The 14,149-nt window shown below is 59.6% G+C and carries 14 protein-coding genes and 1 pseudogene; 3 read left to right on the top strand and 12 right to left on the bottom strand.

Annotated elements, in window-relative coordinates:
• Nucleotides 1-187: 187 nt before the first annotated feature.
• The 8 genes and pseudogenes from DXK32_RS17700 to DXK32_RS33700 all read right to left on the bottom strand — a co-directional run bounded on the left by DXK32_RS17700 (nt 188) and on the right by DXK32_RS33700 (nt 7,590).
• Entirely contained in the window at nt 188-754 is a 567-nt protein-coding gene (locus DXK32_RS17700) for a restriction endonuclease (protein WP_162801228.1), read from the bottom strand.
• A 435-nt stretch (nt 755-1,189) separates the two neighbouring features.
• Nucleotides 1,190-2,968 carry an ATP-binding protein gene (locus DXK32_RS17695; RefSeq protein WP_114859724.1) on the bottom strand — a complete coding sequence of 593 codons (1,779 nt, stop codon included), beginning with the start codon at nt 2,966-2,968 and terminating at the stop codon, nt 1,190-1,192.
• Between the two features lie 9 nt (nt 2,969-2,977).
• Complete coding sequence (locus tag DXK32_RS17690; protein WP_162801226.1) at nt 2,978-3,967, bottom strand: SIR2 family protein; 990 nt, start codon at nt 3,965-3,967, stop codon at nt 2,978-2,980.
• A gap of 449 nt (nt 3,968-4,416) precedes the next feature.
• Nucleotides 4,417-4,956: a hypothetical protein gene (locus tag DXK32_RS17685; RefSeq protein ID WP_162801225.1), complete on the bottom strand. Its 540-nt coding sequence runs from the start codon at nt 4,954-4,956 to the stop codon at nt 4,417-4,419.
• Nucleotides 4,957-5,130: 174 nt separating this feature from the next.
• Nucleotides 5,131-5,301: a hypothetical protein gene (locus tag DXK32_RS33705; protein WP_432612351.1), complete on the bottom strand. Its 171-nt coding sequence runs from the start codon at nt 5,299-5,301 to the stop codon at nt 5,131-5,133.
• 7 nt (nt 5,302-5,308) lie between these two features.
• Nucleotides 5,309-5,745: pseudogene (locus DXK32_RS17680) on the bottom strand (transposase); the annotation flags it as partial.
• A 17-nt stretch (nt 5,746-5,762) separates the two neighbouring features.
• Nucleotides 5,763-7,130 carry a hypothetical protein gene (locus DXK32_RS17675; RefSeq protein WP_114859721.1) on the bottom strand — a complete coding sequence of 456 codons (1,368 nt, stop codon included), beginning with the start codon at nt 7,128-7,130 and terminating at the stop codon, nt 5,763-5,765.
• A gap of 346 nt (nt 7,131-7,476) precedes the next feature.
• Complete coding sequence (locus DXK32_RS33700) at nt 7,477-7,590, bottom strand: HAD hydrolase family protein (protein WP_205215756.1); 114 nt, start codon at nt 7,588-7,590, stop codon at nt 7,477-7,479.
• 289 nt (nt 7,591-7,879) lie between these two features.
• Between DXK32_RS33700 and DXK32_RS17665 the strand changes: the two genes are divergently transcribed.
• Together DXK32_RS17665 and DXK32_RS17660 are read left to right on the top strand one after the other, a co-directional pair.
• Complete coding sequence (locus DXK32_RS17665) at nt 7,880-9,688, top strand: caspase family protein (protein ID WP_114859720.1); 1,809 nt, start codon at nt 7,880-7,882, stop codon at nt 9,686-9,688.
• Between the two features lie 96 nt (nt 9,689-9,784).
• Nucleotides 9,785-10,654 carry a hypothetical protein gene (locus DXK32_RS17660; protein WP_114859719.1) on the top strand — a complete coding sequence of 290 codons (870 nt, stop codon included), beginning with the start codon at nt 9,785-9,787 and terminating at the stop codon, nt 10,652-10,654.
• A 60-nt stretch (nt 10,655-10,714) separates the two neighbouring features.
• Here the strand turns inward: DXK32_RS17660 and DXK32_RS17655 are convergent, their stop codons facing one another.
• A complete protein-coding gene (locus DXK32_RS17655) occupies nt 10,715-11,065 on the bottom strand; it encodes an ATP-binding protein (protein ID WP_162801224.1) in 351 nt (116 codons plus the stop codon).
• Nucleotides 11,066-11,341: 276 nt separating this feature from the next.
• Nucleotides 11,342-11,569, bottom strand: a complete 228-nt coding sequence (locus DXK32_RS17650) for a YMGG-like glycine zipper-containing protein (RefSeq protein WP_014238634.1) — start codon at nt 11,567-11,569, stop codon at nt 11,342-11,344.
• Nucleotides 11,570-12,224: 655 nt separating this feature from the next.
• Here DXK32_RS17650 and DXK32_RS32230 point away from each other — a divergent pair.
• Complete coding sequence (locus DXK32_RS32230) at nt 12,225-12,383, top strand: hypothetical protein (protein WP_162801223.1); 159 nt, start codon at nt 12,225-12,227, stop codon at nt 12,381-12,383.
• Nucleotides 12,384-12,476: 93 nt separating this feature from the next.
• Here DXK32_RS32230 and DXK32_RS17645 read toward each other — a convergent pair whose 3' ends face one another.
• Both DXK32_RS17645 and DXK32_RS17640 read right to left on the bottom strand, forming a co-directional pair.
• Nucleotides 12,477-13,265 carry an ABC transporter ATP-binding protein gene (locus DXK32_RS17645; protein ID WP_014238630.1) on the bottom strand — a complete coding sequence of 263 codons (789 nt, stop codon included), beginning with the start codon at nt 13,263-13,265 and terminating at the stop codon, nt 12,477-12,479.
• 9 nt (nt 13,266-13,274) lie between these two features.
• Nucleotides 13,275-14,063 (bottom strand): ABC transporter permease, encoded by a 789-nt coding sequence (locus DXK32_RS17640; RefSeq protein ID WP_114859716.1) that lies wholly within the window; start codon nt 14,061-14,063, stop codon nt 13,275-13,277.
• Nucleotides 14,064-14,149: the final 86 nt, after the last annotated feature.

Here is a 14,149-nt window from a genome sequence, read left to right as displayed (position 1 = left end):
AAAATGGTTTTAGGTGACCATATTTATCACATGCGGCCGACCTTTCCAAGCAATATAGCTTAATAACTCAGGTATGATTCGCACTATTTTAGTTATAGACACGGAAGAGTTCTGTCGCAATACTAAAATTTATACAATTTACATACGGCGGATGTCTTCGCGTAATGCCAATATCTTTATCATCACCTCAAATAGTACCGTGGAAAAGAATCTCAGGAAGCGCTGATGTCGAAAGCCAAGCCCCGCGTCCATTGCGAACATATAACTGGCACAGCGTCACAATTTTGCTGTCCGAACCAATGCGCACGAGCTGCTGTTCCACCTCTGATCGCCCGCGAATCACCTCCCTAGTGAATCCAGAGCTTGACAACAGCAGCCCACGATCCGCCCGTTCGGCAATGACAACTTCAGTGAATCGAGAAACAATCGCCATCCCTGGTCTTGAAGGAGGCTTCCAATGTTTTACCTCAACTAAGTAAACCTCTTTGCGCCCCTCTTCGAAACAAGATACTTCTAAATCGAATCCGCCATCGCGTCCAGGGCGCGTTAATCGAGTGTCGAATCCAATGGATTCAAAAACTTCACGCAGCACTCGCTCCAAATCTCTCCATTCTACAGCACCTAATGCTCTCGGCGTCCGCGCAATCTCGCTTGCGATGGCACGAAGAGCCTTTCGGAGGACTAATTGAATTTTTGTCGCAGCCCCAGATGCATCGAGCACATCATCGTTCCGATGATCTGGCAGATCAGCCAAGTATCGTTTCATGCGCGGAAGTCGGCTTCTCTTCGGCCATATGACACGGCCATCAGCCTCCATTTCCTCCCCGCGTTCACGAGTGATTCGCCAGCAGCGTCCACGTGGCGGCAGAATGCCCTGCCATTCGTAGAGTAATGGTGGCTTCGATCCCGGCATCGTTAGATCAACAGCGCAGTACGGACCACGCGGATCATTATCTGGATTGGCGAATTTATCTCTCATATGGGTCAATACTGACGGAGTTATAGACGTTTAGAGGCACAAACCCAAAGGGTTTTCCTTGATTTATTTAAGATGCCTATTGGGAGCTTGGGCTGGCGCCGAGGGTCATCTTCTTGCCCTTTTTAGAGAAATCTTGGAAATGACGAAAGGCTGTTATGCTCGCACCTCGCCCGGACGGATGAAAGCAACCACCTCTGGGCGGCATCATGCCTATGCGATTTCCGCTTCGAGCGCTGCCACAGGCTGTACTGCAGTCGTCACGAAACTCTGTCGGCGCCATGCCTCGCAGGCGTTGCTAAGACCACCGGGATTGTTGTCGGCCGACCAGCGCGTCCAGAACTCAACAGTCAAGCTATCGGGCTTGCTGCGCGGTTCGGCAATCCGCACGCGGGCCGGCAGCAGGCTGGCGTCACCCACCACTACCGCCTCGCCGACGTCGAGAACCGGCAGTAGGTCGGCGAAACCAGCTAGCGTGTCGGGCAGCAGGCTGCGCACCCTGCTCTGGTCCTCGGCATTGGTCAGGCGCATGGCGATAACATTGTTGCACTGGCTGATCACCGTGCGGCTCACCTCGGCTGGACGCTGGCTGATGATCACCAGCCCAACGCCGTACTTGCGGCCCTCCTTGGCCAGCCGTTCGAAGGTGCGGACGGCGACGCGCGCCTCGGAGTCGTCCTGGGCAAGGTCGGAGATGTAGTTGTGCGCCTCGTCGCAGAACAGCGCGATGGGGTGACGCCGGTCCGAAGGGGTCCACTGCTGTACCGAGAAGGCCAGCCCCGCCACCATGGCGATGATCAGCGGCAGGATGTCCGAGGGCACCTCGGAGAAGTCGATGATCTTGACGCCGCCCTTCTCGTCCGACTGCCCGCGCCGTCCGGCCAACAGGCGCTCGACCAGCGTGTCGAGGTAGCCGAGTTCGCCGGTCGCCGGCCGACCGCCGAACAGGAACCCGTGGCGGCGGTCCTGGGTCTTCGCCTCCAGCCGCGCGATCAGCCGGCCGAGCTTGTTGTTGAACTCGGCTTGACGCTCCTTCTTGGTGTGTGGATTGACTTCCATGGCCTCGTTGTGTTCACCCAAGCGGCTCAGCACCCAGTCAAGGTCGAACGGGATCGGGCTGTCCACAGTGAAGCCCGCCAGCAGATCCTTGCGATCAGCCTCCTGCAGGAACTTCTCCTTCGCCTCCCGCACCAGCCGGCCGATCAGCATCGACTGGTTGGGCGCGTTCTGGTCGCTGCGCTCCACCAGCAGTGTGCGCAGGGCATCGTAGTTCAGCAGCCAATAGGGAAGGTACAGCACGTCGGGCGAGGCCGTTCCTTCGTCCAAATCGGCCGGGCCGGCGACTCGGAGGTGGCGGAAGCCGGAACCGGTCAGCGTGCGGTACTCGCCGTGGATGTCGAACACCAGCGCATTGGCGTTCGGCAGATCGGCCACCTGCTCCAGTAGGCGCGCCGTCGTCCAGCTCTTGCCCGACCCGGTGCTGCCGACGACGACGGCATGGCGCTGGAAAAAGCGGTTGCCATTCAGCAGTGCGGCGGCCCCAGCGTCCAGCGTGTAGCTGCCGAGCGACAGCGCTTCCGTGTCGCCGGCACCGATCTGCGAGACCACCTGCATGAACGCGGTAAGATCCGGTCCCTCCAGAGCGAAACACAGGGCGTCGATCTGCGGGACCGCCTCCAGTGAGCGCCGGAATACGTGCCGCTGGCCGCGGTCGCGGTGGAACAGCGTGCCGACCAGGGCGATGCGGACGAAGTTGCTCTCCGACAGAGTCAGCCCGGGCAGCGTCTCCTCGTCCACCCCCTCGCCGTCCATCTGCCTGGTGATCTTCCGTACCACACCGATCAGCGGCTGCCCCGGCCGGGCCTGGAGCACTACGAGCCGATTGACCTGAAGCCGCTGCAGCCGGTCTGGGGCGTGCACCTGGACTACCACGGTCCCAGTGTCGACCGACACAACCTTGCCCAGTGCGGTCTCGTCGCGGAAGACGAACATGGCGGGCTCCTACAGCACGAAGTCGAGGAAATGCGGGAAGTCCCACAGGTCGGCCCCCTCCACCGCGACGCCGTCGCGCTGGGTCGGCGTATGAATGAGAGTCATCCCCGCGGCTTTGCCCTTGGACAGAATCACGCAGTTGGCCTTGGCGTCGATCAACAACTCCTTGGCTTTCGGCGTAATGTCGCGGGTTACGAGCACCACCGGCAGCCTGGCGTCGCGGCAGCGGCTCACCAACCGCTCCTGAAGGTGGCTGTCGTTGAAGCCGTAGCCGACGCACAGGAAGGCTTGCGCCTGCCCCAAGCTGCGATCGGCCTCACGCATGCAGGAGCGGTAAGGGTCGCGGTGCGTCTCCTCGTACTTGCCCCGACCAGGCGGCACGATCACTGGGCGCGCTATAGACATCCGCGTGGGCGGCGCGGTGTCGGACGCGTCGATGGGCAGGCTGAGGATACGCTCCCGCCCCGGATCACCGATTCGGAACCAGTCGATGGAGCCGTGCACCTTCCAGATGTCGATCGTGCGCTCCTCGACCTTTAGGTCGGCGTGGTAGAAGCGCACCGGCCGGTCCATCTCCTGCCACGTCCGAATGTAGCCGGAGCCGAAGCCGGTACGGTGGCAGAATCCGGCGACGTCCGCCGCGTACTCGGCGATGCGGTCGTAGTTGGGCGTGACCACGGTGACGCGGCGGTGCTGGCTGTTCAGCAGGAAGCGGAACAGCCGGGCGAGCGGCAGTTCTCCTCCGGCCAGGAACGACAGGAACGCCTTCTGGTCATCGGCCGCCACGCGGGACCAACTGGCATCGATCACGGCGTCGTGGAGGGCCGGATGCTCGTGCAGGCCGACACGCTGCAACGCGGTCTCCAGGTCCGTGGCTTGGCCAGTTCTGGAATCCTTCTCGGCCAGAACGGCCTTGAACTGCTTCCAGGCCTCGTCCTCCGCGCCGGTACGCTTCAGAGGATCGACTGCGTCGACGATGGCGCCCTTGAGCTGGTCCATGGTTGGCAGTCCGTGCCGGACCGAGGCGCCGCTGCCGAGCACGATCACCGGGTTACGGGCTAAGCAGTTGTTGATGATGAAAGTCCGAGCTTCTTCGAGAGCGGATGCATCAGGAGAGTCGGACGGCATTTCAGGGACCTGCGTCTGGGAAAATCCATCCATTCTCTAACAGAAATTTTTGTTTTAGCAACTCAGGCGCGCCACAATCATCGAGACATGCGTAAACGCAGAATTCGATCTCTTGAGCTTGCCATTTGCGCGCACCTGCCCCAGGTGGTGTGTGAAGCGCCTGCTACTCGGCGAGTGGGCTCGCACTTGGTTGTGGCCCGAGGCGTGGTGAAAGCGCCACGGTGCCCTTATGGTCTTCGGCAGATCTGGCTGGGATCATTACGCGGACGCAGTGGGCAAGGTGACGGCGAGATCATCACGCAGCGGAACCCTCCCTCCGCTCACCACTCCTCTGGGTCGAACTCCGTGTTCAGGGTCACGGAGTGTATGGTGCCGCTGCGGTATCGCAGCTTGGTTCCACCCACTGCGGCGATACGGATGCGGCCGCTCGCCGCAACGGCAACCAGTTCCGCCAGCCGCTCGGCCGGAATGAAGACGTATGCTTGAAGGAGGTCACCGCGTACGCTGAGGCTTCCAATGCACTTTGGTTCCCCCGCCTCTTGGAGCATGCCCGCTCGGGAACTCAGCGTGACCTCCCCGCAGGGGTGCTTGAAGCCTTCCGGGCGCACGACCTCGCCCCGCAGGATCAGCGTCGCGAGCTCATAATAGGGGCCAGGTTCCCATGCGCTGCCGGTGGCGATCCGGAAACCGTAATAGTGCTCCCACCCGGTCACGGCGACCAAGTAAGTTATCTTTTCGTCACGCTTGCGATATGGTGGCCGGCGACGCTTGGTCGGCATGGGGGATCGGTCCAGGAGCCTCCGCCCTGTCTCCTCCGGACGAAGATCGATTTGGCGAAACCAGGAAAACAGCTCTTCCACCCAATTTCTCCCGCCGGGAGCTGCATACAAAGGCACGAGTGCGCCGAGGGCAGCCGCCAAGGGGGCCATCTGAACGCCACCACAGCCGCCCCGGTGGCGCGTAACAATCTGTGACACGGGAGGCGGTAGATCACGGTAGACACGGGGAGATAGCGGTAATGGCTTTCCCCTATATTACAACAACTTACAAGAACGTCGCAGCTTGGGATGTGACAAAATCCGCTTGGCGAGCTTGCGAAGGTTCTGGGCGACGGCGGCGAGGTGGAACTCGTCGCGGGCGCCGTTCGGCCCCCTCAATCGCAGCCGGTCGAGCCTCAGGATGTGTTTGAGGTGGGCGAACAGCATCTCGACCTACTTCCGCTCGCGTCAGATCGATCAGGTAGTTGGTGGCGTAGGCGAAGAACGCATGGCCCTTCTGTGCCCCCGTCCGCTGCGCGGCCGGATCCGAGCGCTAGACGAACTTGGGCTTCACCTCGCTGGCGGCGCCCCAGGCAGCCTCGTCCAGCGTGTCGAGATACTCCCGGACCGAGCGGCGGGTTGCCGCCATCGCCTCTCAGTCGACCTCCTCCGATCCCGCCGCCGAGCGCTGCTTGTTGGCGTCCGCCCGGATCAGGCTGCATCGACCGCAAAGCCGTCGCCGCCGACCAGCCCGGCCTCCAGGCAGCGCTGCACGGTCGTTTCGAACAGCTTCCGCAGGAGTTCGCTGTCGCGGAAGCGGCCGTGCCGGTTCTTGGAGAAGGTCGAGTGATCCGGCACGTCACCTTCCAGACCGAGCCGGCAGAACCATCGGCAGTTTCCGTTTTGGACTATTCGTCCTCCTCCTGCCGACCAATTCCGCGGCAGCCCTTGAGGAAGTTGTCTCTAAACTCCCGCAAAGCCCACTCGCACTCGAACATATGCTCCGGATCATGGCGACTGCGATCCCAAGGAACCTCTCCGACCTCCATCAGTGTGCCCTCGGAGTCGAAGAGCGGAGGAAGAGGCATTTTCCGGTTGCTCAGTGCGGACTGTGTGATTTCTGGACTGCCAATCTGCGACCGAATGCCAAAGACCTGCCGCCCGATTTCGAGAAGGTAATCCCTCACCAAGTCAAGATCGTTGCGGACCGTGAGTTGGCGCGACAGGCTCTCAAAATGGGCATAGGCTCGTTGCTGGAGTTCCCCAATGCTCAATAGACCGGCGTTCTCCATTGCAAGATTCAACCAATCTTGCGTCGCGACAGCATCATCATGCACCGGAGCATACGTCGCAATGGCCGCAAAAGCATAGCCCCGATTTCTGGCCTTGATGAAGGCGGCAAGGCGGTCCTCTCCAAAAGGCTCGTACTCCTTAGGATGCTTAAGGCGGTCAAAGGACTCGTCCGTTAGATTTAGGCACACATATGCGAGGCTCGCCGCCTTCTCATAGCTCAGCAACATCTCGCCCGTCTTTGTTCTAAAAGATAAAAGATGAGCAGGAGCCGTGTACGTCGTCAGCTCGGCTTGGTACAGAATGGATGATTTCTCTTTCGACCAATTCTGCGAGTCAATCTTCATCTCGATCGGATCTGGCTTGTAGAGCAAGGGCATGCCAGATTTCAGTTCTGAGTACGTGGCTATTGTCTCGAGAAGAGCGCCGACGGTCAGCGGTTGGCGCGCGACCAGCGCACCAGAAGGATTCTCGCCAAAACGAACAAACATCAAGGGATGTGCAGGGTTTATCCTGCCATCGGGGGAAAATTCCTGCCCGCAACTGAACTCAATCGTCCAAGGTCGGCTAACGCTGTGCAGTTGTTGTTCCTTAGCGACGGTTCGATAATAGCGCGGAAGCATGATGCGGCGATCTTGGTCGAAATGCTCGATCACCTTCCAGTATGTACTCTCATCGCCCTGTGTCCGCACAATGACGTCGTAGGCGTCGAACAAGCCGACAAGATATTCCTGCCCCCACACGGTGCTCACCAAGTCGGCCCAATGCGTCAGCTCGTGGAAGATCGTCTCCACCGATGGACGCGCGAGATCGAAGCGATGTGCACGAATATCGTCCTTGTACGTTTCCTCCCTCACACGGTGCAGATGAATGGTTTGAGAGTGCGGCCTCATCTCGGCCACGGTTGAATGATCAGGAAACGACGAACGAGTCGACGAGAGGGCGCTCTTCAGCGTCTGGTAAGTGTGCCCGGACTTGTAAGACATTCTGGATCACCCCTCCGATGTACTCGAAACGCTGGAATCACTGTCACCCTTTTTGCGGACGGGCGAAACCGTCCCTTGGCGGCCAGCCTGCCAATGGACCTTCCATTCTATAGGCAGAGGGGCCGCAATCGTAGGGCATTTCCGATCACGTTGACCGAACTGAGCGCCATCGCCGCCACGGCGATGATGGGGCTCAGTGTCCAGCCGAACAGCGGATAGAAGACGCCAGCCGCGACCGGCACGCCACACCGCGTTGTAGACGAACGCCAGGAACAGGTTCTGCCGGATGTTCCGCATCGTCGCCCGGCTCAAGGCCCGTGCCCGCACGATGCCGGCCATGTCGCCTTCACCAGGGGCACGCCGGCGCAATGGACGGCCACGTCCGCGTCGCGGTGCCCATTGCGATGCCGATGCCGGCCTCGGCGAGTGCCGGCGCGTCGTTGACGCCATCCCCCGCCATGGCGACCACATGGCCCCGGCCTTCAGGGTGCGAACGAACCCGCGCTTCTGATTGTGACCGAGTGCCACCCACACTCTCTTCCGCGATTGCCTCTACCGATTAATTGCGGAAATGTTAGATCAACTCGTCAAGCGAGAGCCTTCTTCCGCATCCGCTACAAATTGCGTGCATGCTCGATCAAATATGCTAAAATTTCACAACCCCTCGCCACGACGTAAGTTTCCCACCAGTTTTACCAATTAATCTAGCCTCAACGCTTCGATATCTAAAATATACAAGGGTAACTTCGATGAGAAAGCGGGCCGCCCTAATAATTGGGAATGGAGAATACAAAGATCTTCCGCTTGACAATCCAATTGGCGATGCGTTGAAAGTGCACAGCCTCCTCCAGCTTCGTGGATTTTCAGCAACGTTAATTACCGATATTGATCGAGCCAATCTCGAAAGTCACCTAGATGCTTTTGAGAAGATGGCGTCAGAATCGGAAATGGCATTGATCTACTTTGCTGGTCATGGCGTGGAATTCCGCGGAGCCGGATACATAATTCCTGTGGATGCTGAATTTCCATTAAGCGCAGGATCTCTTGATTATTTTTGCGTCCCAACGTCAGCCCTCATTAGGGCTCTACGTGGTTGCGGAGGGCCTAAGGTTTTGGTCGTGGACGCTTGCCGGGAGGGTGTGAAGGGATGGTCGGCGGAAGAGTGGAATCGAAGCGGGAATTTTTTGGATGTCATTCGGGAACAGGAATCAAACGTTGATGATACGCTTATTGCGTACTCTACAAGTTTTGGAGAAATTGCGAAGGACGGAAAGGATGGGAATAGTTTGTATTGTAAAAAATTCTGTGACTATGCGCTCCTCCACGGACTGACAATAGAGGACGTGTTTAAGAAAGTTGGATTTGATGTGATGAGGATGACAGGAGGAGCGCAGCGTCCTTGGTACTATTCTAGCTTGAACGATCGTGTAAAATTCAGTGATATGGATGAGTTCAAGTTAATCCATACCAAGCGAGTTCCTCGCGGTGCAATTGGCGACATTCCGTCGCTGTCCGGTGATTATGACTGCTTTGAAACGATGGTAAGCTCTGGCAATTCGGCGCTCCATTTATTCACCGTGTCGTCCGTCTACACGCTTGATCGGCTCATGCCTTCGTCGGTCATCGGAACGGCTATGGCTGGCCCGGATCGACATGTGGCCATCGATAGCGAAGGAAATGTTTTCATTTGGAATAGAAAAAGCATAATGGTAGCAAAAATTTCAGGAATCACACCCCATGGCGTTAAGATATCGCCAAATGGAATGAGGTTGTTAATTTATGGGCGCGAAGGCGTAATGTCCGTTAATATCTCAAGCAAAACTTTCGAAATAATATTCGCGCGCGACCTCCCCTGGGAGCCATACTGCGCAGCATTCGTAAGCAATAACGAAGCATGGATTGCCGGCCAGAATGAGAAAATTGCGCGCCTTGTGATACGGCGCGGGAGGTATTCACTGAGAGAGGTTGAGGTGGACAGTCGCTCGCGTCCCTGGTCCCACGCCTACTCTATGGCGTACGTCCCGACGCGTAACGAATTAGCCATAACATTCGGCAATGGAAAGATTGATATATTTTCGGTAAAATCAGCTAAAATATCGAAAACATTTAAGCTCTCAAAGCATATGCAAAGTACAATAGCAAGAAGAGAGTCGCTAGTAGATACGGTACAGGGGGAAATGATAACGAATTTTCTCTTCCATCCATCTACTCTTACGGCTGATCAGCGCGATTTTTGCGAGTCACAGCTCGCCCTAAATGCGTTGATGTTCAGTTCCGCTTCGCGAGACGTTCCAATTATAGCGGTCGGAAGCTCGGAGGGCATCGTTTACCTCCTGGACGCCCGAGACGGGCAAATTGTCCAACAGTTAGATGTCTGCTCTGACCGGGGCAGCGGGATTGAGGGGGTGCAATTCACTCGCGGTGGCCTAATAGCCGTGCTCACAGCTGATTGTTACCTTTATCACTACGCGTCCGGATCCATACCATTGGCCTCCGAATTGCCGCTTCAGTTCGGACGGCTCGTGTACCAGGGATCCTCTCAACCGGCCACGTTTTAAGCTATAGTGTGATGTGACCAGGAGGCACGCTGAGCCTGATGTGCGCGGCGGCTTTGGATTGCAGCACGCGCAGCGTATCCCATTTGCGGGCAGACGATGGAAGCGAAGAAGTCGGACGACATCGGTATGCGGCGTGGACGCATACTACCGAACTTACCTCAGACGAAGCAGTTAGACGTCATTGCCGAAGGTCTGCCGGTCTTGATGAAGAGCGCAGAGGACCTGCTTGCGGCCTCGAAGGCGCTGGACGAGCACCATCGGGGAGCAACCATCCTGGATGGTCACGCCAGGGAAGAGATTGCAAAGATCCTGATCCTTATGGACATTGTGCGTTGTCCGCCGAAGCTGCGGCAGTCGCGTATCGGACCGATGATGGGGTGGTTCTACGACCATCTCGCTAGACTGATCTATGTTGAAGCGCAGAGCTGGAGGCCTGTCGATGTTAAGCAGCTTCAGGATTACGTCGATGACAATCGCAAGTCTCACTATCTTGAAGGTGCGGTGGGCGAGTACATCCTGCCAAACTGGACAATATATGCGCGAGAAAGCCTGCTTTACGCCGACATTGTCACTCATGAAGACGGTGAGCCGATGTGGAACGAACCGGACGCACTGGCACCAGCGTTCCGTTATGGCGAGCCCCTCGCTTGGCGATTGTGCCAAGCTCTCCGGGACATGGGCGCCTTCACAAGGGCAGGGCTTGACATAACCTCGTCCATATGGAGCCAAATTGACTTTGCGGAAACGCAGAACTGGAGTGATGCCAGAAACCTAACCCGAGAGATGCTCATTGCATTGCAAAAAGCAGGGCTCATAACTGATGCAGCACGAGAAGAACAACTCGGCCCGCTGTACAATGACTGGCAGCTCCCGATGTACCGCATCGACTTCACCAGGATCTCAGTACCGCTGGCCGATCTCCAAGTAGAAAGGGATGCTAACCTGTGGTCGGAAATGGGTTACTGATCGGGCTTTTATTGAGTATCCTATAACTGATTGAGCGTCTGAAGGGAGGCGTACTCCTGATCAGGGCGACGGCGGCAGGGAAACCGCCACACGCCCCCCTCCTTCCGGCCGGTCGACGAGCACGATGCCCCCGCCTTGCGCTCGGATCGTTGCGCAAGCGACCGTCATGCCAAGGCCGAACTCGCCCGACTCGCGGCTGCGAGAGTGTTCGATGCGGTAGAAGGACTGAAACACCTTCTCCCGCTCGGCCTCGGGAATACCAGGGCCATCGTCGAGGATGTCCACCACGATCTGGTCAGCAGTCACGAACAGGTCGACCTGCGCCCGCCACCCACCCTGGGCATCGCTTGGGTGATGCATCGCGTTTTGGGCGGCGGCGACAGCCACCCAGCGCGTGACAATCTGTGACACGGAAGGCGGTAGATCACGGTAGGCAGAAGGAGATAGTGGTAATGCACTTTCCTGTTGCTACAACTGCTTACAACAATATCGAAGCTTGGGGAGCGGCAAAATCCGCTTCCCAAGCTTACGACGAGGGTTCGATTCCCTTCACCCGCTCCAAAATCTCCTTGAAAATCAAAATCTGCTGAGACCTTGACGTTCAAGGTGCGCGGAAGCTCGGGGTGGCCGCGGACATTGGTCCGGCGGCCCGAGCCCCGTTGTGAAACCGGTGTTTTGAAACCGTGTTTACCGGTGCTTGCCGTTGTTGGAGGTCAAGGCGCCAACCGCGGCGCCGGCCGCGCCACCAATCACGCCGCCCATCACGGCGCTGCCTCCCGTCAGGGCGCCGACCGCGGCACCGCCTGCGGCACCGATGGCGCCACCCGACAAGGTCCGCTGTTCGCGGTGGCTGAGGTTCGAGCAGCCCGTCAGAACAAGGCCGCCAACGACGATCACTGCCAGTTTCTTCACCATGATCCTACCCATTTTCTTCCCTGCATTCTTGGGTGGCGCCAGCCTGAGAGACCGGCGGCCAAGCTTGCGCTTGTCACGCATGCTTACGGAATGAACACCCGTCCGCGTGTGACTATTCCGGGGCGAAAGGCATCGAAACCATCCCTAAGAGCGTGGCTTCGCTTTCCCAACCCTCTCCCTAAGATGGGTGGGCGGGGTCGTTCAGCAAAGCCGATGGGAACGGCGTGCAGGTTCCAGTGAAAAACTGTAGTTATTTTCTGGTTATTACTTGTTTACCATCATGCCGCGTCGAAACGTTGCACTGACTTTGGCGCGTTTCCCCTTTACATCACCAAAGTTGCATGGAAGGTTCAGTGTCCTAACGACCTGCGCCACATGGCAGACGCAGGCTCTTCGGAAACGTCCCAGGATGCCCACCATGCTGCATCTTTCCAGGCCGCAGGCCCTTGCCGTTCTCCCGGCGAGCCGCCCGAGTGACCGCCGCGAACGGCATCCATTGCAGCCGGTCCGTCTCCATCCTTGCGCTCCGATCTTCGAACGTTCGGATGCGGCGACCCATTCGGCAAATCCGGCGGCGGTTCCGGCGGCCGTTGCCCAATCCCCGTCCCAGCCCCGCGCAGTCTCCGGCGGGGAGCCGCTGGCGCGCGTCATCCATATGGCGACCACCGGTGTGTGGGTGGTGAAGCAGCGGGGCCGGATGCTCGAAATCGCGGGACGGATGCACTGGAACTGTCCGCGCTCCCTCGCGTCGGACGCCGAGCGCGCCGGCGTCGCCCTGTCCGATCTGGTCATGAACACCGGCCGCCAGTCCTGATCCGGCCGTTGCAGGGAAAGCGGTGCGAAAAAGAAAAGAGCGGCGCCCGCGAGCGCCGCTCCTTCGCGTATGCCGGTCCGGGATGGCGCCGCGTCAGCGCTCCATCGTCACGGCCTTGATGGTCTCGACGCGGATCTCCTCGGTCAGCCGCTCCTTGTAGGCGGCGAACTCCGGGGTGGTCTTGACCTTGTAGGAACGGGGGTGCGGCAGATCGATCGGGATGTCGCACTTGATGCGGCCCGGCCGGGCCGACATCACCACCACGCGGCTGGCCATGAAGATGGCCTCGTCGATGTCGTGGGTGACGAACATCACCGTCTTGCGGTCGGCCTCCCAGATGCCCAGCAGCAGCTCCTGCATCAGCTCGCGCGTCTGGTGGTCCAGCGCGCCGAAGGGCTCGTCGAGCAGCAGCATCTTCGGGTCGTTGGCCAGCGCGCGGGCCAGCGCCGTGCGCTGCTGCATGCCGCCGGACAGCTGGGCGGGGTGGTGGTTCTCGAAGCCCTTCAGCCCGACCTGGGCCAGAAAGCGGTCGGCGATCGCCAACTGCTCCGCCCGCGGCAGGCCGCGCTCGCGCAGGCCGAAGCAGACGTTGTCGCGCACGGTCAGCCAGGGGAACAGGGTGTAGGACTGGAAGACCATGCCACGGTCGGGGCCGGGGCCGGACACCGCCTTGCCCTCCAGCAGCACCTCGCCGGCGGTGGGGGTTTCCAGACCAGCGACGATGCGCAGCAGCGTGGACTTGCCGCAGCCCGACGGCCCCAGGATGGTGATGAAGTCGTTGTCGGCGACCTCCAGGCTCGTCGGCACCAGCGCGCGGGTGGGCGCCGTGCTGTTGCGGCCGGGGAAGGTCTTCTCGACGTTGCGGATGGACAGCTTGCTCATGGCCGGCGCTTATCGTCCTTTGGCCCACGGGAAGAGACGGGCGTTGAGCGCCCGGAACAGCAGGTCGGTGATCAGGCCGATCACGCCGATGATGAAGATGCCGAAGATCATCTGGCCGGTGTCGAGGAAGCGTTGGGCGTCGATGATCATGTGGCCGATGCCGCGCGACGCGCCCACCAGTTCCGCCACGATCACGTAGGTCCAGGCCCAGCCGAGCACGAGGCGCAGCGCCTCGAAGATCTGCGGCGAGGCGGCGGGCAGCAGGACGCGCAGCACCACGCCGTCGCGCTTGGCGCCCAGCGTGTAGGCGGCCTCCACCAGATCGCTGCGGATGCCCGACACGATGACCGTCACCATGATGATGAGCTGGAAGACCGAGCCGATGAAGATGACCAGGATCTTCTGAAGCTCGCCCACACCCGCCCACAGGATCAGCAGCGGGATGAAGGCCGAGGCCGGCAGGTAGCGGGCGAAGGACACGAAAGCCTCGAAGAAGGCCTCCACCGGCTTGAAGGCCCCCATCAGGATGCCCAGCGGCACCGCCAGGGCGGCGGCCATGGCGAAGCCGGCGAAGACGCGCCAGACCGTGACGGCGATGTCCTCGGCGAAGCCGAACTCCCGGAACAGAGCGATGCCCGCCGTCAGCGTGTCGCCGGGCGAGGCCAGGAACAGCGGCTTCACGAAGCCGCCGTAGGTGGCGATGCCCCAGCCCAGGAAGAACAGCACGAAACAGGCGATGCCCAGCGCCGTGCGCAGCGCCGGAGCGACCGGCTTCAGCGGAGTGAAGAGGGGGGACATGGGATTGGTGGACCGTTGTCGGTGTGTTGGAGGCGCTTGCCCCCACCCCGGCCCTCCCCCGCTCTCGCAGGGGAGGGAGTTTTGTC

The organism is Azospirillum brasilense (assembly GCF_003349955.1).
In the GTDB taxonomy this organism is placed as follows: Bacteria; Pseudomonadota; Alphaproteobacteria; order Azospirillales; family Azospirillaceae; genus Azospirillum; species Azospirillum brasilense_B.
The sequence above is the reverse complement of the archived record's forward strand: the minus strand, read 5'-3'. Positions and strand labels throughout refer to the sequence as shown.

Coding starts and splice junctions, on each gene's coding strand:
- DXK32_RS17650 (WP_014238634.1), bottom strand. CDS start 11,569: ATGGTGAAGAAACTGGCAGTGATCGTCGTTGGCGGCCTTGTTCTGACG.
- DXK32_RS17640 (WP_114859716.1), bottom strand. CDS start 14,063: ATGTCCCCCCTCTTCACTCCGCTGAAGCCGGTCGCTCCGGCGCTGCGC.
- DXK32_RS17690 (WP_162801226.1), bottom strand. CDS start 3,967: ATGGACCAGCTCAAGGGCGCCATCGTCGACGCAGTCGATCCTCTGAAG.
- DXK32_RS17665 (WP_114859720.1), top strand. CDS start 7,880: ATGAGAAAGCGGGCCGCCCTAATAATTGGGAATGGAGAATACAAAGAT.
- DXK32_RS33700 (WP_205215756.1), bottom strand. CDS start 7,590: ATGGCGGGGGATGGCGTCAACGACGCGCCGGCACTCGCCGAGGCCGGC.
- DXK32_RS17660 (WP_114859719.1), top strand. CDS start 9,785: ATGGAAGCGAAGAAGTCGGACGACATCGGTATGCGGCGTGGACGCATA.
- DXK32_RS17645 (WP_014238630.1), bottom strand. CDS start 13,265: ATGAGCAAGCTGTCCATCCGCAACGTCGAGAAGACCTTCCCCGGCCGC.
- DXK32_RS17675 (WP_114859721.1), bottom strand. CDS start 7,130: ATGTCTTACAAGTCCGGGCACACTTACCAGACGCTGAAGAGCGCCCTC.
- DXK32_RS33705 (WP_432612351.1), bottom strand. CDS start 5,301: ATGCTGTTCGCCCACCTCAAACACATCCTGAGGCTCGACCGGCTGCGA.
- DXK32_RS32230 (WP_162801223.1), top strand. CDS start 12,225: ATGGCGACCACCGGTGTGTGGGTGGTGAAGCAGCGGGGCCGGATGCTC.
- DXK32_RS17695 (WP_114859724.1), bottom strand. CDS start 2,968: ATGTTCGTCTTCCGCGACGAGACCGCACTGGGCAAGGTTGTGTCGGTC.